The 20,217-nt window shown below is 64.9% G+C and carries 15 protein-coding genes, 1 tRNA gene and 1 rRNA gene; 9 read left to right on the top strand and 8 right to left on the bottom strand.

Translation table 11 applies throughout. The annotated features are described in order from the left end of the window. The first annotated feature begins 242 nt into the window (after positions 1-242). The 3 genes from chvE to mmsB all read left to right on the top strand — a co-directional run bounded on the left by chvE (position 243) and on the right by mmsB (position 4,284). Positions 243-1,370 (top strand): multiple monosaccharide ABC transporter substrate-binding protein, encoded by a 1,128-nt coding sequence (gene chvE / locus AC4EEV_RS15145; protein WP_206073960.1) that lies wholly within the window; start codon positions 243-245, stop codon positions 1,368-1,370. Between the two features lie 99 nt (positions 1,371-1,469). Continuing rightward, a complete protein-coding gene (gene mmsA, locus AC4EEV_RS15140; protein WP_018762111.1) occupies positions 1,470-2,999 on the top strand; it encodes a multiple monosaccharide ABC transporter ATP-binding protein in 1,530 nt (509 codons plus the stop codon). A 4-nt stretch (positions 3,000-3,003) separates the two neighbouring features. Next, positions 3,004-4,284, top strand: a complete 1,281-nt coding sequence (gene mmsB / locus AC4EEV_RS15135) for a multiple monosaccharide ABC transporter permease (protein ID WP_285249049.1) — start codon at positions 3,004-3,006, stop codon at positions 4,282-4,284. Positions 4,285-4,398: 114 nt separating this feature from the next. Here the strand turns inward: mmsB and AC4EEV_RS15130 are convergent, their stop codons facing one another. From AC4EEV_RS15130 to AC4EEV_RS15110, 5 genes are all read right to left on the bottom strand, one after another. After that, on the bottom strand, positions 4,399-5,652 hold the full coding sequence (locus AC4EEV_RS15130; protein WP_018762109.1) for an MFS transporter: 1,254 nt from the start codon (positions 5,650-5,652) through the stop codon (positions 4,399-4,401). Positions 5,653-5,694: 42 nt separating this feature from the next. Continuing rightward, positions 5,695-7,866 carry an elongation factor G-like protein EF-G2 gene (locus AC4EEV_RS15125; RefSeq protein ID WP_491329341.1) on the bottom strand — a complete coding sequence of 724 codons (2,172 nt, stop codon included), beginning with the start codon at positions 7,864-7,866 and terminating at the stop codon, positions 5,695-5,697. A gap of 84 nt (positions 7,867-7,950) precedes the next feature. Beyond that, positions 7,951-8,376, bottom strand: coding sequence for a ChaB family protein (locus AC4EEV_RS15120; RefSeq protein ID WP_285318381.1), 426 nt, complete (start codon positions 8,374-8,376; stop codon positions 7,951-7,953). Positions 8,377-8,494: 118 nt separating this feature from the next. After that, positions 8,495-8,568, bottom strand: a tRNA-Thr gene (locus AC4EEV_RS15115). 150 nt (positions 8,569-8,718) lie between these two features. Continuing rightward, positions 8,719-9,606 carry a DsbA family protein gene (locus tag AC4EEV_RS15110; protein ID WP_491329340.1) on the bottom strand — a complete coding sequence of 296 codons (888 nt, stop codon included), beginning with the start codon at positions 9,604-9,606 and terminating at the stop codon, positions 8,719-8,721. Positions 9,607-9,784: 178 nt separating this feature from the next. Here AC4EEV_RS15110 and AC4EEV_RS15105 point away from each other — a divergent pair, with 178 nt between their 5' ends. The 4 genes from AC4EEV_RS15105 to AC4EEV_RS15090 all read left to right on the top strand — a co-directional run bounded on the left by AC4EEV_RS15105 (position 9,785) and on the right by AC4EEV_RS15090 (position 14,964). After that, a complete protein-coding gene (locus AC4EEV_RS15105) occupies positions 9,785-11,287 on the top strand; it encodes an alpha,alpha-trehalose-phosphate synthase (UDP-forming) (protein WP_018762105.1) in 1,503 nt (500 codons plus the stop codon). Continuing rightward, positions 11,277-12,113 carry a trehalose-phosphatase gene (otsB, locus tag AC4EEV_RS15100; protein ID WP_018762104.1) on the top strand — a complete coding sequence of 279 codons (837 nt, stop codon included), beginning with the start codon at positions 11,277-11,279 and terminating at the stop codon, positions 12,111-12,113. The genes AC4EEV_RS15105 and otsB overlap by 11 nt, the downstream gene beginning before the upstream one ends. A gap of 219 nt (positions 12,114-12,332) precedes the next feature. After that, positions 12,333-13,415 carry an ABC transporter ATP-binding protein gene (locus AC4EEV_RS15095; protein WP_018762103.1) on the top strand — a complete coding sequence of 361 codons (1,083 nt, stop codon included), beginning with the start codon at positions 12,333-12,335 and terminating at the stop codon, positions 13,413-13,415. A 130-nt stretch (positions 13,416-13,545) separates the two neighbouring features. Further along, on the top strand, positions 13,546-14,964 hold the full coding sequence (locus AC4EEV_RS15090; RefSeq protein WP_285318377.1) for a DUF4032 domain-containing protein: 1,419 nt from the start codon (positions 13,546-13,548) through the stop codon (positions 14,962-14,964). Positions 14,965-14,966: 2 nt separating this feature from the next. On the opposite strand, the gene AC4EEV_RS15085 is transcribed toward AC4EEV_RS15090, so the two are convergent. Continuing rightward, complete coding sequence (locus AC4EEV_RS15085) at positions 14,967-16,364, bottom strand: FAD-binding oxidoreductase (RefSeq protein WP_491329339.1); 1,398 nt, start codon at positions 16,362-16,364, stop codon at positions 14,967-14,969. A 151-nt stretch (positions 16,365-16,515) separates the two neighbouring features. On the opposite strand from AC4EEV_RS15085, the gene AC4EEV_RS15080 reads away from it, so the two are divergent. Beyond that, complete coding sequence (locus AC4EEV_RS15080; RefSeq protein WP_491329338.1) at positions 16,516-18,258, top strand: glycoside hydrolase family 13 protein; 1,743 nt, start codon at positions 16,516-16,518, stop codon at positions 18,256-18,258. A gap of 2 nt (positions 18,259-18,260) precedes the next feature. Continuing rightward, entirely contained in the window at positions 18,261-19,301 is a 1,041-nt protein-coding gene (locus AC4EEV_RS15075) for a LacI family DNA-binding transcriptional regulator (RefSeq protein ID WP_491329337.1), read from the top strand. Here the strand turns inward: AC4EEV_RS15075 and AC4EEV_RS15070 are convergent. Both AC4EEV_RS15070 and rrf read right to left on the bottom strand, forming a co-directional pair. Next, a complete protein-coding gene (locus AC4EEV_RS15070; protein ID WP_491329336.1) occupies positions 19,298-19,801 on the bottom strand; it encodes an SRPBCC family protein in 504 nt (167 codons plus the stop codon). The two genes, AC4EEV_RS15075 and AC4EEV_RS15070, sit on opposite strands and share 4 nt — an antisense overlap. A 248-nt stretch (positions 19,802-20,049) precedes the next feature. Continuing rightward, positions 20,050-20,166, bottom strand: a 5S ribosomal RNA gene (gene rrf / locus AC4EEV_RS15065). Between the last annotated feature and the right edge of the window lie 51 nt (positions 20,167-20,217).

Here is a 20,217-nt window from a genome sequence, read left to right as displayed (position 1 = left end):
GCCTCATTGCCGGGGTTGTCTAGGGGTCACGGTCGAGCTAAGCGCTGCAGCAAGTGTGAACGCTAACAAAGCAGAAGTCAATGAAATTGAAGCAGGTTCATGCACTTGATAGCCGCCTCTTGTTAGCGTTCACAAATCAGTCTATATTGAACCGACACATCAACAATGTGGCCAGGACCAGGGAGCATCGCTGCTGCCTCGTCCAATAACACTTCGCGGCAGTGCTGCCGCGGAAGGAGAAAATGGTGAGAATCAAAAAAATCGTGGGCGCGGTGGCCCTTGTCCTCGCGCTGACGGTGGGCGCCACCGGTTGCGGCTCACGTGGCGCGGCAACCGAATCCAGCGGCGCGGCGAAGCCCGCCGACTCGCTGGTTGGGATCTCGATGCCCACGCAGACATCCGAGCGTTGGATTGCCGATGGCGCCAACGTCGAGAAGTCGCTCAAGGACCTTGGCTACAAGACAGACCTCCAGTTCGCCAATGACGACATCCCAACCCAGGTCTCGCAGATCGAAAACATGCTGACCAAGGGCGCCAAGGCGCTGATCATCGCCGCCATTGACGGCACCACCCTGACCGATGTCCTGGCCAAGGCCAAGGAGCAGAACGTCAAAGTGATCGCGTACGACCGCCTCATCAACGGCACCCCGAACGTGGACTACTACACCACGTTCGACAACTACACGGTCGGCGTCCAGCAGGCCACCTCGCTGCTGACCGGCTTGGGACTCCTTGACGCCAGTGGCAAGAAAGTGGACGGCAAGGGTCCGTTCAACGTCGAACTCTTCGCCGGAAGCCCTGACGACAACAACGCCAACTTCTTCTGGACCGGCGCCATGGACACCCTCAAGCCGTACATGGATGCCGGCACCTTGAAGGTCCCCAGCGGCCAGACCAAGTTTGAACAGGCCGCGATCCTCCGCTGGCAAGCACCCGTGGCGCAGAAGCGCATGGAGGATATCCTCACGTCCGCCTACAGCTCAGGTACCAAGCTGAACGGCGTCCTGTCCCCCTATGACGGACTGTCCATCGGCATCATCTCGGCCCTCACCAGCACCGGCGGCTACGCCAAGGGAAGCCTGCCGGTCGTCACGGGCCAGGATGCCGAGAAGGGCTCCGTGAAGTCCATCGTTGCCGGCGAGCAGTACTCCACCATCTTCAAGGACACCCGGCAGCTCGGCGCCCAGGCGGTCAAGATGGTGGACGCCGTCCTCAAGGGCCAGGAACCGGAAACCAATGACACCAAGACCTACAACAACAAGGTCAAGGTTGTCCCGGCTTACCTGCTGAAGTCCGTGATCATCACCAAGGACAACTACAAGAAGGAACTGATCGACTCGGGTTACTACACCGACGCCGACGTCAAGTAGACAGCCGGGGGCTGCGGCCGGCCGTCCGGCCGCAGCCCCTCCCGCAACCTCCTGCAGCAGCAGGAAGGCCAAGATTCGACCAGTCAGTGGGAATTGACGATGAACACACCCATTCTTCAAATGCGAGGAATCACCAAGACGTTCCCGGGCGTGAAGGCGCTGCAGGATGTCACCCTTGATGTGAACCGTGGAGAAGTCCATGCCATCTGCGGTGAGAACGGCGCCGGCAAATCAACGCTCATGAAGGTGTTGTCCGGCGTATACGCGCACAACACGTTCGACGGGGAAATCCTGTTCGAAAACGAACCCTGCAATTTCGCCAGCATCTCGGACAGCGAGAAGCGGGGCATCGTGATCATCCACCAGGAACTCGCGCTGAGCCCGTACCTTTCCATCGCCGAGAACATCTACCTCGGCAACGAACAGGCCACCAAGGGATGGGTGGACTGGCGGAAGACCAACCTGGAGGCAGCAAAACTGCTGGCCCGCGTGGGACTCGATGAGAACCCGGTCACCCCGGTACAGCACATCAGCGTGGGCAAGCAGCAACTCGTGGAAATCGCCAAAGCGCTGTCCAAGGAAGTGAAGCTGCTCATCCTGGACGAGCCCACGGCCGCCCTCAACGATGAGGACTCCGGCCACCTGCTGGACCTGATCCTCCACTTGAAGGGCCAAGGCGTCACCAGCATCATCATCAGCCATAAGCTCAACGAGATCCGCAAGGTGGCAGACGCTGTCACCATCATCCGCGATGGCAAGACCATTGAGACCCTTCGGCTCGATGAAGGCCAGATCACCCAGGAGCGGATCATCCGTGGCATGGTGGGCCGCGACCTTGAGAGCCTCTACCCGGAACGCGAGCCGAACATCGGCGCGGAAGTCCTCCGGATCGAAGACTGGTCCGTCCGCCACCCGCAGGACCACGCCCGCATGGTAGTCAGCAACGCCAACCTGCACGTCAGGAAGGGCGAAGTCGTGGGCCTTGCCGGGCTCATGGGCGCCGGCCGGACGGAACTGGCCATGAGCGTGTTTGGCCGCACTTACGGCACGGCCACCTCAGGCAAGGTTTACAAGTACGGCGAGGAGATCAATACGTCCACCGTCTCGGACGCGATCAGGCACGGCATTGCCTACGCCACGGAGGACCGCAAGCACTACGGCCTGAACCTGATCGAGGACATCAAGCGCAATATCTCGCTGGCATCGCTGCGCAAGCTCGCGAAGCGCGGATTCGTCGACAAAAACCAGGAGACCGTGGTAGCTAACGGCTACCGCACCAGCATGAACATCAAGGCACCCTCGGTCGCCGCCATCACCGGAAAGCTCTCCGGCGGCAACCAGCAGAAGGTGGTCCTGAGCAAGTGGATGTTCTCCGACCCGGACGTCCTCATCCTTGATGAACCCACCCGAGGGATCGACGTCGGCGCCAAGTATGAGATCTACACGATCATTGCCAGGCTCGCGGCCGAAGGAAAGGCCGTCATCGTCATTTCCTCGGAACTTCCCGAGCTTCTGGGTATCTGCGACCGCATCTACACCCTCGCCGCCGGCCATGTCACCGGTGAAGTGCCCATCGCCGAGGCCACCCAGGAATCACTGATGCATTACATGACCAAAGAGAAGGAATAGCGAAATGTCAGCCCTAAGAGAGTCGCTCGGATTCCTCACAAGCCGCCTCCGCCAAGTTGGCATCTTCGTCGCCCTGATCCTGATCGTCCTCCTGTTCCAAGGACTGACGGGCGGGATCCTGCTCGAGCCGCAGAATGTCACCAACCTGGTGGTCCAAAACAGTTACATCCTCATCCTGGCCATCGGCATGGTGATGGTGATCATCGCAGGCCACATCGACCTGTCCGTCGGCTCCGTGGCGGGATTCATCGGTGCCGTCGCCGGCGTCATGATCGTGCACTGGGGCTGGCCATGGTGGGCCGCAATCCCTGCGTGCCTGCTGGTCGGCGCGCTCGTCGGGGCCTGGCAAGGGTACTGGATCGCATACGTGGGAATCCCGGCCTTCATCGTCACGCTCGCAGGCATGCTGATCTTCCGCGGCCTGACGCTCATCACCCTGAAGAACCAGCAGATCACGCCGTTCCCTGCGGAGCTGCGTGCCCTGGGCGGAGGCTTTCTCCCGGACATCTCCGGCGGCACGTCAGTACTGGAATGGCTCACGGTCATCCTTGGCGTGGGCGCCACCGTGGCACTCCTGATCCAGGCCCTAAAGGAACGCCGCATCCGCAAGAAGTTCGATCTCGAAAGCGAGCCTCTGGTCTGGTTCGTCATCAAAACCGCTTTCACCGCGTTGCTGATGCTCATCATCACCTTCCTGCTGGCGTCCTACCGGGGCACGCCGATCGTCCTGGTGGTCCTGGCTGTCCTGGTGATCGCGTACACGGCACTGATGAACAACAGCGTGTTTGGCCGGCACACCTATGCAATCGGCGGCAACCTGTATGCAGCTGAGCTGTCCGGGATCAAGACCAAGGCCGTGACGTTCCGCCTCTTCGTGAACATGGGCGTCCTCGCAGCTTTGGCGGGCCTGGTCTTCACGGCCCGGCTCAACTCGGCCCAACCGGCAGGCGGAACCGGATTCGAACTCGATTCGATCGCGGCGGCGTTCATTGGCGGTGCGGCCGTCACCGGCGGCATCGGCACCGTTGCCGGGGCCATGATCGGCGGACTCATCATGGGTGTGCTCAACAACGGCATGTCCATCCTGGGCCTGGGCACGGACTACCAGCAGCTGATCAAGGGCCTGGTGCTCTTGATCGCCGTCGGGTTCGACATCTTCAACAAGAACCGCAGCGGCGGCGGCAGCGACCTTGGAAGACGGTTCAGGCTGAAGACCACTCCTCCGCCCACCGCGGAGAAACTGACGCCGGTGGCCAGCGAACCGGTGGAGGCCGGCGTCAAGTAATACCGGCTTCTGCCACCGGCAGGCAGTTCTTCGAAGGCCCCTGGCCCCGGACGCATACCGTCCGTGGCCAGGGGCCTTCGCTGCATGTCGTCCGGTGTGTGCTTCCCAACCTGGTCAGGGCGCGGCCGGCAGGCCCGCCCCGGCATCGGCCGGCGAGCGCCGCCGCCGGCTCAGCAGGATGAATGGTGCCGCCAGCAACTGCACGACCCCGCTCATGGCCAAGGAGGCAGGGTAGCCGTAAAGGTCCGCCGCCCTGCCAAGCAGCGGTTGCACCACCACCCCGCCACTTGAGCCCATGAGCGATGCGAAGCTGAGGACGGTGGCCCGCTGCTGGGAGGCGATCATGTCATTGAGGTAGGCCTGGCGGACCGGGGTGCCGGCGGAAGCCACCACTGCCCAGAGGGCCAGAAGCACCAGCGCCAGCCAAAAGACGTTGGTTGCCAGCAGCACCACCAAAACCACCGAGCTGATGATGTTGGAGCCGATCAGCACGGTGGTGCGCCGGTGCACCAGCTTCCGGACCTGCGGCGCCAGCCAGCCGCCCACGATGTCGGCCCCGGCCACAATGGCTGCGGCCAGGCCCGCAATGGCGTAGGCCCTCGGATCGCCGAACAGTTGCAGCAGGTAGGGCTGGAGGGCATAGAAGACGTAAAAGCCCACGCCTTCGGTAAAGGGCGCGGCCAGCATCATGTACCTCACGGGCGGATTCCTCAGCCCGCCGTCGAGCGAAGCCCGGAGGACTGCCCGGGTGGCTTGCAACGGGTGGGCCGAGCGCTCGGGCGTGAAGCCGACGTCGTGCATGAGAAGGAACGCAACGGCAAACATGGCCACCAGGACCGCGACGCGCAGCAGGAACGGCACCCCCAGGTTGGTGGCCTGCGCGATCACCCCGCCTGCCACCGAACCGCCCAGCATGGCGATGCCGGAAACCATCTGGCCGCGGCCCAGGACCGCTTCGAGGGTGCCCTCGTAGCCGGTGAAGTGCAGAGCATCCACCAGCCAGGCCTCCACCGCGCCGGAGAAGAAGGTAAAACCGAGCCCCAGCAGCGCCGAAACGGCCGCCCACCACCAGAACGGCGCGTGCAACTGCCAGAGCAGGTAGTAAAGGAAGGTGGACCCGGCCAGGGTGACAGTGCCCAGCAGGAACGACACCCGCCGCCCCCAGCTGTCCGCGACCACCCCGGTGGGTACTTCGAAGAGCACCATGCCTGCCGTGAAGAAGGCGTTCGCGGCGAAGGCCTCAAAGTTGTTCAAGCCCGCATCGAGCAGGAACAGTGTGTTGATGCCCCAGATAAAGGACGCCGCGAGGGTGTTGCCCAGCGTCAACGTTAGGTAGATGTTTTGGATTTTTCGTGTAGCGGCGTTCACGGGCGGCCGGCGTTCCTTGGCGAAGTTCCTGCCCGGGCGGGATCAGGAGGGGCTGAAATTCGATGGCACCGGTTCATGGCGCAGGTAGTGCCGGCGGAACCTGCCGGTGCCGGCGGTCAAGGCGCGCAGTTCCACCGCGTACCTCAGGAGTTCCTGGTCCGGAACTTCGGCACTGATCTCGGTGAGGCCCTGGCCGGAGGAATTGGTGCCGGTCAGGCGCCCGCGCCGGCCGGACAAGTCGCTCATGACCGTCCCCACGTGCTCGTCCGACACAGTGATGGCCACCGCGGACACGGGTTCGAGGAGCTGGATCTTTCCCGCGGCCGCAGCCTCGCGGAGCGCCAGGGCCCCCGCCGACTGGAATGCGGCGTCGGATGAATCCACGCTGTGGGCCTTGCCGCCCACGACGGTCACGCGCAGGTCCACCACAGGGAAGCCTGCGGAGACGCCCCGCTCCATCTGTGCCCGGACGCCCTTCTCGATCGACGGGATGAACGTTCCCGGAATGACGCCACCCACGGTTTTATCCACGAATTCGAACCCCGCACCGCGTTCCAGGGGTTCCACTTCGATGTCGCATACGGCGTACTGGCCGTGACCGCCGGATTGTTTGACATGGCGGCCATGGCCTGCGGCGGGCGCGGCGAAGGTCTCCCGCAGCGGCGTCACCACGTCAACGGTGTGGAGTTTCACGCCTTGTTCGCGCAACCTGTCGAGCACTACCTCCGCATGCGCCTCACCCATGCACCACAGCACCAACTGGTGCGTTTCGGCATTCCGGTCCACCCGCAGGGTGGGATCGCCCGCCGCAATCCTGCCCAGGCTGCGGGCCAGCGCATCCTCGTCACTGCGGGAGTCCGCTTCCACGGCGACCGGCAGCAGCGGCTCCGGCATTTCCCAGGTGGCGAGCAGCAGCGGCATGTCCCGTGCGGAAATGGTGTCTCCTGTTTCGGCGCTCCCCAGCTTGGCCAGGGCGCAGAGGTCCCCCGCCACGCAGTAAGGCACGGGACGCAGGCTGGCCCCCAGTGGCGAGTAGATATGGGTCACGCGTTCGTCGGTGTCGTGGTCCTGGTGGCCCCGGTCGGCCAGGCCGTGGCCGCCCACGTGCACGGGCGAATCCTCACGCAGGGTTCCGGAGAAGACCCGCACCAGGCAGATGCGGCCCAGGAAGGGATCATTGGATGTCCGCACCACCTCCGCGGCAAGCGGACCGGACGGATCGCAGGACAGGGTTCCGGCAGGCTCTCCCGCGAGGTCGGTCAGGTCCGGCAGGCTCCGCTCCCCCGGCGGCGGGAAAGCACTGACCAGCAGTTCCAGGAGCTCGGCGGTACCGAGGCCGGTGACGGCGGATGTGGGCAGCACCGGGAAGAACGAGCCGCGGGCGACGGCGGTTTCCAGGTCGCTTGCGAGCGCTGCGGGGTCGACGTCCTCACCGTCCAGGTAGCGGTCCATGAGCGTCTCATCTTCGCTTTCGGCGATGATTCCCTCGATCAGGGTTCCGCGGGCCGGCCCTGCTGCGTCGAGCTCGGCAGGGTCAGCCGGGCGGGTTGCTGGCGATGGGTCACCCGACGAGTAATCGGTGACCTCGCGGGACAGCAGGCCCAGCAAAGAGGCGTCCGCCCCCTCCCCCTGCACTGGCACGCACAGTGGCAAAACGGCGTCGCCGAAGGCTTGTTGGCAGGCTGCCAGGGTCCGCCCGTAGTCTGCGCGCGGATGGTCCATCCGGGTGATCACGACGGCGCGCGGGAGCCTCACGTGTTCGCACTCGCCCCACAGCGCGGTGGTGGTGGCGTCGATACCATCCACCGCGGAGACCACGAACAGGGCAGCATCGGAGGCACGCAGCCCGGCCCGCAGTTCCCCGATGAAATCCGGGTAGCCCGGGGTGTCCATCAGGTTCACTTTGACGTCCTCCACCATCAGCGGCACCAAGGACAGCGTGACCGAGCGCTGCTGGTGCACAGCCGCCGGGTCGGAGTCGCTGACGGTTGTTCCGTCCACGATGGAGCCCTTGCGGGTGATCATGCCGTTTGCGGCGAGCAAGGCCTCGATCAGCATCGTCTTTCCGGCGCCGGAGTGCCCCACCAGGGCCACGTTGCGGATCCGGCCGGGGTCCGAGGCGGCAATGCCGGCGTTTTGATCTGCCCGGCGTGCATCGGGGCCGCTTCTGCCGCCGGCCGCCCGCACTGACTCCTTGGTGCTCTTCACCGACATGGGAACCTCCTGGCATCATTGCCGGCCGGACTGGACGTATCCTCTGATTCGACACCTTGGGCGGCGGGACGGCAAGAGCAGAGGCTATTTGCTGCGGGCTTTGCGGGTTGCCTTGGTGTTCGCCTTTTGGAGTGCCTCCACCAGTTGGGCCTTGTCCATCGTCGAGCGGCCCTTGACGTTCAGTTCCCTTGCCAGTTTGTAGAGGTGTTCCTTGGACGCGTTGGCATCAACGCCTCCGGCTGTGGGTTCGGTTGAGCGCAGGCCCTCCTCGGCGTGCTTGTCCGACGGACCGCGTTTTTCCTTGGGCTCCCAGTGGTCGCCCACCTTTTCGTAACTGTGTTTCACTGCCGCGTACGCCGTGCGGGCCGCCCGTTCCTCGTCATGGTCGTAGGACTCGAGGGCCGAATCGTAGGTCTTGGCGAACGTGTCCTGGGCTTTTCGCCCGGACCGCTGCAGGGTCGAAGGGAGTTCTTCCTTGCGGGCGTGGTCATTCTTTCCGGTCTTGGGCATGGCACCCATCCTCCTTTAGTCAGCAGGCTGATTATTGGGATGGGTCCAGCATAATCCCCGGGAAAGACAAGGCCCCGGCCGAAGTTCCTGGAACCTCGAACCGGGGCCGTCGCACCGGAGCCCCCTGTCGGATTCGAACCGACGACCCCCGCTTTACAAGAGCGGTGCTCTGGCCAACTGAGCTAAGGAGGCGTGACCCCTGGGGGCCTGCGCCGTCACGGCGCTAGATAAGGTTAGCCCAACTCCCGCCGGGGGTAAAAACGCCGCCACACCGGCAGCGGACAGCGAAAGGGCCCGCCCCGGATACGTTCCGAAACGGGCCCTTGCGAGGATTCCCGGCGTTTAGCCCTTGGCGGCGATGGCTGCCTGCAGGAAGTCCGGGAACGGCGTCTGGGCGCTGTCTCCCTTGCCCCACTGCTTGCCGTCAACGAAGACGGTCGGCGTCCCCGTGACACCGATGGCCGAGGCCTCCTTCGTCGCGTACTTCACGTACGGGCGGTAGGTCTTGTCATCTACGCAGGAACCGATGTCCACGCCCATGTCTGAGGCCATCTTCTTGAGGTCGTTGTCCGAGAGGCCGGCACTGCCTTCAGCCGGTTGCTGGGCGTACAAGGCACTGAAGTAGTCGGCGTACTTCTGCGGAGCCGTGTTGGCAACGCAGGCCGCCGCATTCGCCGCACGTGATGAGTAGTTGGTGGTGGACCGGCTGTCCAGGAAGCCGAGCGGCCGGTACTCCACGGTGATCTTGCCGTCGTTGCGCAAGGACGTGAGCTGGTCGTTGTACTGCGTTTCGAAGTTCTTGCAGATGGGGCAGATGAAGTCGACGTAGAGGACCACCTTGACCGGCTTGCCGGCCACCGCTTCCGCGCCGGGTGCAACGACTTCCGCCGGCGGAGTCTTCGGTGCATCCCCCACGGAATTGGCGTCCACCGTTGCCGGGTCGCTCTTGGCCACATCCGAGTTGGCAAGCAGGGTAACGCCGCCATGGATGTTGGCGTTGGCCGGTGTGGGCCCCTGATCCGCAATCGGGGCATTCTGCTTCAAACTGCTGGTGACCACCAGGGCCACCACTACCAGGATGGCCACCACAGCCGCGACAATGCCCCAGCCGATCAGCAGCTTGTTGCGCTTGTCCTTTTTTGCCTGTGCTTCACGGATCAGGCGCGCCTTTTCCCGCGCCTCCGCGGTTCGCTCAGCCTTGGACTTACGTACTTCGTTTGCGGGGCTCATGAATTCCTTGGGTCGGTCGACGAAGGGGGACCACTAGGTGGCACCCCCACATTTTAGGGGAGAAATCTGGGAGCTTGCGGTTTCAACCATTCCTCCGGGTTGACCAACGGACGAATAGCCCCGATGATTCCGTCCGGCTAGTGTGGCTTAGAGGCACAAGCAACCCCAGGGGGCCGCAATGCAAACACCCGTCCAGGAAAAACCCGCCGGCACGGCACAGGCCGCAGGTACGGATTCCAGCCATGCCGCGCACACGAAGTACGACTTCATGGTGGTCTCGAACCGGCTGCCGGTTGACCGCGTGGCGCCCGCCGACGGAGGTGACGACGGATCCGGCTGGCGGCGGTCCCCCGGCGGACTGGTGACTGCCCTCGCACCGATGATGACCAAGACGGACGGCGCTTGGGTTGGCTGGCACGGAGCACCTGACGAAACCGTCAAGCCGTTCAGCCATGGCGGGATGGACCTCGTCCCGGTACAGCTCAGCACGGACGACGTGGAGCTGTACTACGAAGGCTTCTCCAACGCCACCCTCTGGCCGCTCTACCACGACGTCATCGCCCCGCCGGAATTCCACCGGGCCTGGTGGGATGCCTACCGCAAGGTCAACCGGCGGTTCGCCGACGCCGTGGTGCGGTACGCGGACCACGGCGCCACCGTCTGGGTCCAGGACTACCAGTTGCAGCTGGTTCCGCGGATGCTCCGCGAAGCGCGGCCCGATCTCCGGATCGGGTTCTTCAACCACATCCCGTTCCCGCCGCCGGAAATCTTTGCCCAGCTCCCGTGGCGGCAGGCCATCATCGACGGGTTGCTCGGTGCCGACCTGGTGGGCTTCCAGCGCGTCAGCGACGCCGGAAACTTCATGCGGTCCGCCCGCCGGTTCCTCGGTGCCAGCGTCAAGCAGCAGCAGGTGCACGTCAAGGGCCAGGATGGCCTGATCACGCACATTGCGCGGGCGCAGGCCTTCCCGATCTCCATCGACGTCAAGCAGATCACCGAGCTAGCCGCCAGGCCAGAAATCATCGAACGGGCCCGGCAGATCCGGCAGGACCTGGGCAACCCGAAAACGATCCTGCTGGGTGTGGACCGGCTGGACTACACCAAGGGCATCCGCCACCGGCTGAAGGCCTTCGAAGAGCTTCTGGCGGACGGCCGGCTCACCGTTGGCGAGGCCACGCTGATCCAGGTGGCATCGCCCAGCCGGGAGCGGGTGGAACAGTACCGGCTGCTCCGCGAGGAGGTGGAAGGGACCGTGGGCCACATCAACGGCACCTACGACACCCTTGAGAACACCGCGGTCCGCTACCTGCACCACAGCTACCCGGTGGAGGAAATGGTGGCCCTCTACCTGGCCGCGGACGTCATGCTCGTCACCGCCCTCCGGGACGGGATGAACCTGGTGGCCAAGGAGTACGTCACCGCCCGGAACAATAACGACGGCGCCCTGGTCCTGAGCGAATTCGCGGGTGCAGCGGACCAGCTCAAGCAGGCGCTCCTGGTCAACCCGCACGATATCGCAGGACTCAAGAACACGATCATGAACGCGGTGGAACTGACGCCCCGGGAAGCCTCGCGCCGCATGCGGTCCATGCGCCGCCAGATCCTGGACCACGACGTCGACCACTGGTCCGCGGACTTCCTGCGCGCGCTGAACGAAAAGGTGGTTCGCGATGACTCCTGAAGGCCGCCCCACCAAGCGGCAGCTGGCATTGACCCCCGAGTTGAGGGAAGCGTTGCGCCGGATCGCCGGAACCGCACACCTGCTGGTGGCCATGGATTTCGACGGCACCATGGCTCCCATCGTGGACAGCGCTCAGGACGCGCGGCCGCTGCCACGCTCGGCAGCAGCCTTCGCCGGCCTTGCGGTGCTTCCACGGACGACGACGGCACTCATCTCGGGCCGTGCCCTCGCCAGCCTGCGGCAGGTTGCGTCGCCGCCGGTGGACACCCTTCTCATTGGAAGCCACGGCGCCGAAGCGTGGCTGGGACCCGGCTCCACTGAGCTGGCGCTGGAGGAGGACCAGAAAGCGCTTCTCGCCGACGTCCGGTCGGTGCTGGCCGAGATCGTGGCAGAGGCTCCCGGAACGTCCCTGGAGGACAAGCCCGCCGGCGTCGTCCTGCACACCCGCCAGGCTGACGACGACGTCGCCGAGGACGCCGTTGCGGCCGCCCGGGCGTCGCTGCAGGACCGCAAGGGGGTGTTCCTGAAGGAGGGCAAGCGTGTCCTGGAAACCTCGGTGGTGAACGCATCCAAGGGCGAAGGCGTCGCCTTCCTTCGGCAGGCCACCGGGGCCACAGCCGTCCTGTTCGCCGGCGACGACGTGACGGACGAGGACGCGTTCGGCCGGTTGGAGCCGGGCGACGTGGGGGTCAAGGTGGGCCTTGATTTCACCCAGGCCCAGTACCGGGTGGAAGCACCTGTGCACATCGCCGAACTGCTGGAGGTGCTGCTGCAGGAGCGAAGCATCGCCGTGGCTGAAGAAGACCCCGAAGCCGCCTCCGGCTAGGGCAGTGACCAACGCCGCATGTGACGTTCGTAACATTTACGCAAAAGACGGCCCACTCTGGCATACTCTTTGATGTGATGTGGCGCACAAACACCGTGCGGCGTCATTGGGTGCTCCGGGCAATGACCCGGAGCACTTTGCTGGAACACAACTGAATAAACATGAACCATTCACAACGGATCGTCCGGCACGTACCTGCCGGTGAAGGGATTGATAACTGTGGCTACAGTTACTTTTGATAACGCTACGCGTCTGTACCCGGGCACAGATAAGCCCGCCGTCGACAAGCTCAACATCGACATCGCCGATGGCGAATTCCTGGTCCTCGTTGGACCCTCCGGTTGCGGTAAGTCCACCTCGCTGCGCATGCTCGCAGGCCTTGAGGACGTCAACGCAGGCCGCATTCTCATTGGTGACCGCGACGTCACCGATGTGCCGCCGAAGGACCGCGACATCGCCATGGTCTTCCAGAATTACGCCCTGTACCCGCACATGACTGTTGCGGACAACATGGGCTTCGCCCTCAAGATCGCCGGCGTCTCCAAAGAAGAGCGCGCTGAGCGAGTCCGTGAAGCCGCCAAGCTCCTCGACCTTGAGCAGTACCTGGACCGCAAGCCGAAGGCCCTCTCCGGTGGCCAGCGCCAGCGCGTTGCCATGGGCCGCGCAATCGTCCGTAACCCGCAGGTCTTCCTCATGGATGAGCCGCTGTCCAACCTGGATGCGAAGCTCCGCGTCCAGACCCGTACCCAGATCGCATCGCTGACCCGCCGCCTGGGCGTCACCACCGTATACGTGACCCACGACCAGGTCGAGGCCATGACCATGGGCGACCGCGTGGCAGTGCTGAAGGACGGCCTGCTGCAGCAGGTTGACACCCCGCGCAACCTCTACGACCGTCCCAAGAACGTCTTCGTTGCCGGCTTCATCGGCTCCCCCGCCATGAACCTGCTGGAACTCCCGGTCGTCGACGGCGGCGTGCAGTTCGGCGGCACCGTGTACCCCGTGCCGCGCGACGTCCTCGAAGAGGCGCACGGCTCCACGGTCACCTTGGGCTCCCGTCCCGAAGACCTTGAAACCGCTCCGCAGGGTGAGGGCCTGAAGGTTGAGGTCGACGTCGTCGAAGAACTCGGCGCCGACGCCTACGTCTACGGACACACCACGCTCGACGGCAAGGACCACGACATCGTGGCCCGCGTCGACGGCCGCCGTCCTCCGATGAAGGGCGAGGTCATCTACGTCCGTCCGCAGTCCGGCCACGTGCACCTGTTCGACACCAAGACCGGCCTGCGCCTGGGCGACTAGTCCCCACCGGCACTCAGCGGCCTTAGCCACGGAACCGACGGCGGCCCGCACCCTTTCATCAAGGTGCGGGCCGCCGTCGGCCTTTAACGAAGATTTATCGTCCCTGCCCTGCGTACGGAAGAATTGACCCATGACCGAGGAAAACAGCGCCCAGTGGCACGACGAACCCACCGACTACGCGCAGATCGGCAAGCTGCCGCGGTTCGTGGCGGCCAGTGCCGACGACAACAAAGTGTCCTCGGTAGCGTCGTCGCTGAACATCACGGCCGCAGCGGCCGATCCGGAACTGCTGGACCTGCCGTGGCACATTGCCCTGGAGGAGTGGCCCGCGCAGTACCTGGCTGCACTCCCCCGCGGTATTTCCAGGCATATCGTGCGGTTCGCCCACCTGGGCGGCTCGGTCATCGCCATTAAGGAAACATCCGAGCACGTGGCCCGCCACGAGTATCACATGCTCCGCAAGCTGGCCCGGCTGGATGTCCCCTGCGTGGAGCCCGTGGCCGTGATCACCGGTCGCACCACCCCGGACGGGCGCCCGCTCAATCCGGTGCTGGTGACCCGTCACTTGAAGTTCTCCATGCCCTACCGGGCACTGTTTTCCCAGATGCTGCGCAAGGACACGCTGACCCGCCTCATCGACGCCCAGGCCCTCCTGCTGGTCCGGCTGCACCTCATCGGCTTCTATTGGGGCGATGTCTCCCTTTCCAATACCCTGTTCCGCCGTGACGCCGGCGCTTTCGCCGCCTACCTGGTGGACGCTGAAACGGGCGAGCTCTACCCGGACCTGTCCACGGGCCAGCGCGAATACGACCTTGAGATTGCCCGGGTGAACATCGCTGGTGAGCTCATGGACCTGCTCGATGGCGGGTTGATCGAGGAGAAAGTGGACCCGGTCGCCACCAGTGAGCTGATCATGGACAGCTACCGGCGGCTGTGGGCGGAACTGACGGAGAAGGAATCCTTCGAACTCGGCGAACGCTGGCGGGTGGGAGCCCGGATCCGGCGCCTGAACGAACTCGGCTTCGACGTCGAGGAATACGCCATCAAGACCACGCAGAACGGCTCGACCATCCAACTGCAGCCCAAAGTGGTTGATGCCGGGCATCACCAGCGCCGGCTGTTGCGGCTCACCGGCCTGGACGCACAGGAAAACCAGGCCCGCCGGCTCCTCAACGACATGGACTCCTTCCGGGCGGACAACAATCCGGAGATGGACGAGGAATACAGCGCCCACCTGTGGGTGAGCCAGATCTTCGAGCCCATTGTCCGCTCCATCCCGCGCGATCTTTCCGGCAAGCTGGAGCACGCCGAGGTGGTCCACGAAGTACTGGAACACCGCTGGTACATGTCGGAAAAGCAGGAACGCCACATCCCGCTGGCCGAGGCCGTACAGTCCTACATCGACTCGATCCTCCGGCACCGGCGGGACGAGGCCGCCATCATGCTGAACCCCGACACCGAGATGTTGAAAATCCTTGAGGTGGAAAGCGAGGAATCCCGGTACGGTGCCGATGAGTCCGACGAGGAATACCCGGACTCGGACGACTGACCCTAGATCGCCTTCCCCGGATTGAGGATTCCCGCAGGATCGAACAAGTCCTTGATCCGGCGCTGCAGTTCCCGGACCGGCTCGGGCTGCTCCTGGCCCAGCCAGCGCAGCTTGTACTGGCCTATGCCATGCTCCCCGGTGATGGTGCCGCCCATGGCCAACGCCGCCGTGATCGACTCATCCAAGGCAGCCTGGAGGCGTTTCATCGCATCGGCGTCAACAGTGTCCCCCTGCCGGTCGATCCAGAAGGTGGGGTGCAGGTTGCCGTCACCGGCATGCGCCACCACTTTGAGGTGCACCCGCTGGGTGGCTGCGAGGGCCTCGAGCGCCGCCACGTAGTCCACCAGCCGGGACCGCGGCACGGCAACGTCTTCACCCACCCGGAATTCATCGTCCACCTCGGTGCCCCGGCTGTGACGCCGGAGCTCCACCAGCCGTTCCGCTTCGGCGCTGGCCTCGGTGGTGACCGTGGCACCGCCTGCCTTGAGGACCTGGCGCACAACGTCTGCTTCGGCGGCAGCTCCAAACCCGTCTGTCTGAACCAGGAGCAGGGACTTTCCGCGTGCCGTGAGGTCCGATCCGTGGATGTCATCGAGCTGGGCCAGGGTGCCGCCGTCGAGCAATTCCATGATGGCGGGCTGGACGCGCGCCTTGCCCACGGCCAGGACCCCTGCGGCGGCAAGCCGGAAGTCCGGGTAGAACGCAGCAACGGTGTGGACTTCCCGGGGCAGGTACTTCAATCGCACCGTGACTCCGACGACGATGCCAAGTGTTCCTTCGGACCCCACGAAGAGGCCCGTGAGGTCGTAGCCCGCCACGCCCTTGAAGGTTTGGTGGCCGGTGTGGATCAGGGAGCCGTCAGCCAGCACGACGTCCAAGGCCAGGACCGAGTCCCTGGTGACCCCGTACTTGGCGCAGCGAAGGCCGCCGGCATTGGTGGCTACGTTGCCGCCAATGGTGGAGCTGCGGAAACTTGCGGGGTCCGGGGCGTACATGAGGCCGTGCACCGCGGCGGCCTCGTTGAGGACGGCATTGACGACGCCGGGCTCCACCACGGCCGTTTCGTCGTCCGGGCTCAGGGCAAGGATCCGGTTCATCCGCTCCAGCGAGAGGACAATGCAGTTCCTGGTGGCGTGCGCCCCGCCGGACACTCCTGTACCGGCACCGCGCGGTATGATCGCCACTCCCCCGGCCGCGCACGCCCGCACTACCGCCTGGACATCGGCCACTGACTCGGGGAACACGACGGCCAGGGGTAGCTGGAAGTCCAAGACCGGTGCCTGGTCAATGGCGTAGCGGTGGAGCGCAGCCTCGCCGCGATCCAGCTGCCCGGGCGCCAAGACGGCTTCCAGATCCTCAACAATGCTTCCCACAAACCCTCCACCCGTCGTCGGACACATCCACCAAGTCTAGGCGCCGTCCGCCGGACCGGTCCGGTATTCCGGGCTTTGAAATCGCTTCCAGACTATGGCGTGTTACGCGCTCTTCAGCCCCTAAACTGCGCGCCTGGACGTTATGGAAGCGTTTTCATTTAAATCGCTTCCAGCCGTTATGCTGACTGTCATGTCTGTCGAAACTGTGACCCAGGACACTGCAAGCGTTGCCGGTCCATTGACGCTTATCCACGCCGCTGACGCCATTCCCGGCTGGTGGCGGTCCGCCGTGATCTACCAGGTCTATCCCCGTTCGTTCCGTGACTTGAACGGCGACGGCGTGGGCGACCTGGCCGGGATCACCGAGGAACTGCCGCATCTGGCAAGCCTGGGCGTGGACGCCGTCTGGCTCTCGCCCTTCTACCGGTCACCGCAGCGCGATGCTGGCTACGACGTCAGCGACTACTGCGACGTGGACCCGATCTTCGGCACCCTGGGCGACTTCGACGTCATGATGGCAGAATCGCACCGGCTCGGGCTGCGGGTCATCGTTGACCTGGTACCCAACCACTGCTCGGACCAGCACCCGGCTTTCCAGGCAGCCCTTGCAGCGCCAGCCGGAAGCCCCGAGCGGGACATGTTCATCTTCCGGGACGGGACCGGCCCGGAAGGCCAGGAGCCTCCGAACAACTGGCAGTCCCACTTCGGCGGTCCGGCCTGGACGCGCGTGGTGGAACCTGACGGCGAGCCCGGCCAGTGGTACCTGCACCTCTTCGACTCCTCCCAGCCGGACTTCAACTGGGACAACCCGGCGGTCCATGCAGAATTCGAACGGGTGCTCCGGTTCTGGCTGGACCGCGGCGTCTCCGGCTTCCGGGTGGACGTGGCCCACGCGCTGGTCAAAGCACCGGGCCTGCCGGCATGGGGCGGACGTGCCGACGGCGGCAGCAGCGACGGCTACCCGGGCCATGAGGCACCCATGTTCGGTCAACCCGCCGTCCACGACATCTACCGGAGATGGCGGCAGATCCTGGACCAATACGGCCCGGACCGGATTCTGTGCGCCGAGGCGAGTGTTGACCTCCACCGGCTGGCCCACTGGGTCCGGCCGGACGAGATGCACCAGGCGTTCAACTTTCCCTACCTCCACGCCGGACTGGATGTCTACCGGCTGCGGTCGGTTATCACGGACTCACTGACCGTCCTGGAGGGCGTCGGCGCCCCGAGCACGTGGGTCCTCTCAAACCACGACGTAGTCCGGCATGCCAGCCGGTTTGGCTACAACGGCCACGGCCCGCGCGACGGCGACGGCATCGGTACCGGCGATCCCCAGCCGGACGAGGACCTCGGACGGCGTCGAGCAGCGGCCGCTTCACTCTTCATGCTGGGGCTTCCCGGGGCCGCCTACCTCTACCAGGGAGAAGAGTTGGGGCTGCCTGACGGCATCGACATCCCCGGCCATCTGCGGCAGGATCCGACCTTCGCCCGGACCAACGGCCAGCGCCTTGGCCGCGACGGCTGCCGCGTTCCGCTGCCCTGGCGGGCCGACGACCGGCACCTGGGATTCGGCTCCGGGAGCGATCCCTGGCTGCCGATTCCGTCGTCCTTCGCGGAACTTGCCCGTGACGTGCAGGCGGAGTCACCGTCGTCGCACCTGGCCCTGTACCGTGAAGCCCTGGCGCGGCGCCGGGAGCTCGATCTGGGCCGGGGATCCCTGTCCTGGGCGGAAGACTGGTGCACCGGATCCTCCCTCGGCTATGTGAACGGCACTACGCTGGTGCTTATGAACCTGATCCATGAGCCGCTGGAGATGCCGTCCGGCCACGTCCTCCTTCGCAGCCTGCCGGGGTCCACGGGCCATGCCCTCGCATCCGGCGAGACTGCCTGGTTGCAGCTTGGACCTGCCACCACGGCAGACTGACGTTGGCAGGCATCAAAGAAGTTGCCAGCCGTGCCGGCCTGTCCGTGGCCACCGTTTCGAGGGCGCTGAGTGGCAAGTCCAATGTGTCCTCAAGGAGCCGCCGGCTGGCGCAGGAGGCGGCCAAGGAGCTGGGGTTCGTTCCGTCTTACCACGCATCAAGCCTGGCGTCGGGCCGCAACCGCAATATTGGCCTGGTGGTGCCCAACGTACAGCGCTGGTATTTCTCTTCCGTGCTGGAAGGGGTTTCGGAGACCCTGCTGGACGCCGGGTACGACCTCACCCTGTACAACGTGGGGGAGCAACCTGAGCGACGCAGCAGCATCCTGAACGACTTCCTGCTCCGCAAGCGCCTGGACGCCGTCATCGCAGTGGCGTTGGTCCTTCGCGAGGATGAAATAGGCCAGCTGCTGGCGGTGCATCGTCCCATTGTGGGCATCGGCGGCGTCTTGCGGGGCGCCTCCACCATCCGCATCGACGACGAAGGCCTTGCCAGGGACGCGGCCGGCCACCTGATCCGGCTTGGCCATACCCGGATTGCGCACATCACCGGGGACGCGGGGCTGAACCGGGACTTCAAGCTTCCCAAACTCCGGCAGAAAGGCTTTGCCGCAGCCATGGCCGGGGCAGGCCTGCCTGTCCGGGACGAGTGGGTGGTCAATGCGGACTTCACCATCCAGGGCGCGTACGCCGTGGGACGCCGGCTCCTGGGGACAGCGGCAGAACGACCCACCGCTGTGTTCGCCGCGTCTGACGAGATGGCCATCGGGATTATGCTTGCGGCGCGCGACTTCGGCCTGCAGATCCCGCAAGATCTCTCGGTCGTGGGTATGGACGGTCACGATCTCAGCGAGACGTTTGGACTCACCACCATCAAGCAGGATCCGCGCGGGCAAGGCAACCTGGCGGCCACAACCGCCCTGGCGTTGCTGAACGCGGGCAAGGATTCCGACGGCGGCCAGCCGGCTGCACAGGTCCAGGACCAGGAGTACCCGACCGAGTTCCTGATCCGAACCAGCACGGCGGTACCGCCGGCCCTGAACTAGTTCGCCTGGTCTGCGGCGCCCATGAACCGGGCATACTTGTCGAGGATCACGGGCCAGGCCTGCAGGTAATGTCCCCTGACGGCAGCAGGGTCCTCAGCGCCCTCCCAGCCGTCATGGACGACCCGGACCTCCGTGCCCCCGTCAACCGCGCGGAAGGCCACCAGAAGCTCGGTGGACCACATTGCAGTGGTGCCGGGGTGCCATGTGGCGTGGAAGGAGAGCGGCGGCTGCCAGTCATCAAGGGTTCCCCAGATGCTGGTCCGTCCGTCGTCTGACGTCTCGAGAATCAGGTTCTCTTCGAATTCGACATAGGACCCTGCCCCGTAGACTCCGTACGGCTCCAGCGGCCACCAGAGATGGGTGTGATCTGTGAAACCGGCGAATGCCCGGGCGACGGGTCCGGGCACCACCACCGCGTTGACCACCGGGTCCAGGGAATCGGCACCGGGCTTTCCATCCGCCTCGAAGGGGTCCTGGGCATGGCTGAAGATGCTGCTCATGGGCAACAACTCTACCCGGGGGCTGTCAAAGGTGAGCGGGCGTTCCGGTTCTACTCGTCAGGTGTGAGGGGGCGTTACCGGAATACGCGCAAGAAGTGAGCGGGCGTTGCGGGGTTTCGTGTCGGGTGTGAGCGGGGGTTGGTGGGTTACGTGTGGGGTGTGAGCTGGCGTGGTCGTGTGGTGGGTGGGTGGTGTTTTTAAATGTGGGAGGCCCCAACCGTGTTGGTTGGGGCCTCGACCAAGTGTGTGTCCGGCGGTGTCCTACTCTCCCACACCCTCCCGGGTGCAGTACCATCGGCGCTGTGGGTCTTAGCTTCCGGGTTCGGAATGGGACCGGGCGTTTCCCCCACGCTATGACCGCCGTAACCTTGTTACCCGTCCCAACCCCTTTGTGGGGTTGGTGGGAAGACTGTGGT

It is taken from the genome of Pseudarthrobacter sp. MOO14 (genome assembly GCF_058267675.1).
This window is presented reverse-complemented; position numbering and strand designations above follow the sequence as displayed.

What these genes read in the sequence shown, in the direction of transcription:
- chvE (WP_206073960.1), top strand. Translation starts at nt 243, where the DNA reads ATGGTGAGAATCAAAAAAATCGTGGGCGCGGTGGCCCTTGTCCTCGCG.
- mmsA (WP_018762111.1), top strand. Translation starts at nt 1,470, where the DNA reads ATGAACACACCCATTCTTCAAATGCGAGGAATCACCAAGACGTTCCCG.
- mmsB (WP_285249049.1), top strand. Translation starts at nt 3,004, where the DNA reads ATGTCAGCCCTAAGAGAGTCGCTCGGATTCCTCACAAGCCGCCTCCGC.
- AC4EEV_RS15125 (WP_491329341.1), bottom strand. Translation starts at nt 7,866, where the DNA reads ATGTCGGTGAAGAGCACCAAGGAGTCAGTGCGGGCGGCCGGCGGCAGA.
- AC4EEV_RS15120 (WP_285318381.1), bottom strand. Translation starts at nt 8,376, where the DNA reads ATGCCCAAGACCGGAAAGAATGACCACGCCCGCAAGGAAGAACTCCCT.
- AC4EEV_RS15110 (WP_491329340.1), bottom strand. Translation starts at nt 9,606, where the DNA reads ATGAGCCCCGCAAACGAAGTACGTAAGTCCAAGGCTGAGCGAACCGCG.
- AC4EEV_RS15105 (WP_018762105.1), top strand. Translation starts at nt 9,785, where the DNA reads ATGCAAACACCCGTCCAGGAAAAACCCGCCGGCACGGCACAGGCCGCA.
- otsB (WP_018762104.1), top strand. Translation starts at nt 11,277, where the DNA reads ATGACTCCTGAAGGCCGCCCCACCAAGCGGCAGCTGGCATTGACCCCC.
- AC4EEV_RS15090 (WP_285318377.1), top strand. Translation starts at nt 13,546, where the DNA reads ATGACCGAGGAAAACAGCGCCCAGTGGCACGACGAACCCACCGACTAC.
- AC4EEV_RS15085 (WP_491329339.1), bottom strand. Translation starts at nt 16,364, where the DNA reads ATGTGTCCGACGACGGGTGGAGGGTTTGTGGGAAGCATTGTTGAGGAT.
- AC4EEV_RS15080 (WP_491329338.1), top strand. Translation starts at nt 16,516, where the DNA reads ATGCTGACTGTCATGTCTGTCGAAACTGTGACCCAGGACACTGCAAGC.
- AC4EEV_RS15070 (WP_491329336.1), bottom strand. Translation starts at nt 19,801, where the DNA reads ATGAGCAGCATCTTCAGCCATGCCCAGGACCCCTTCGAGGCGGATGGA.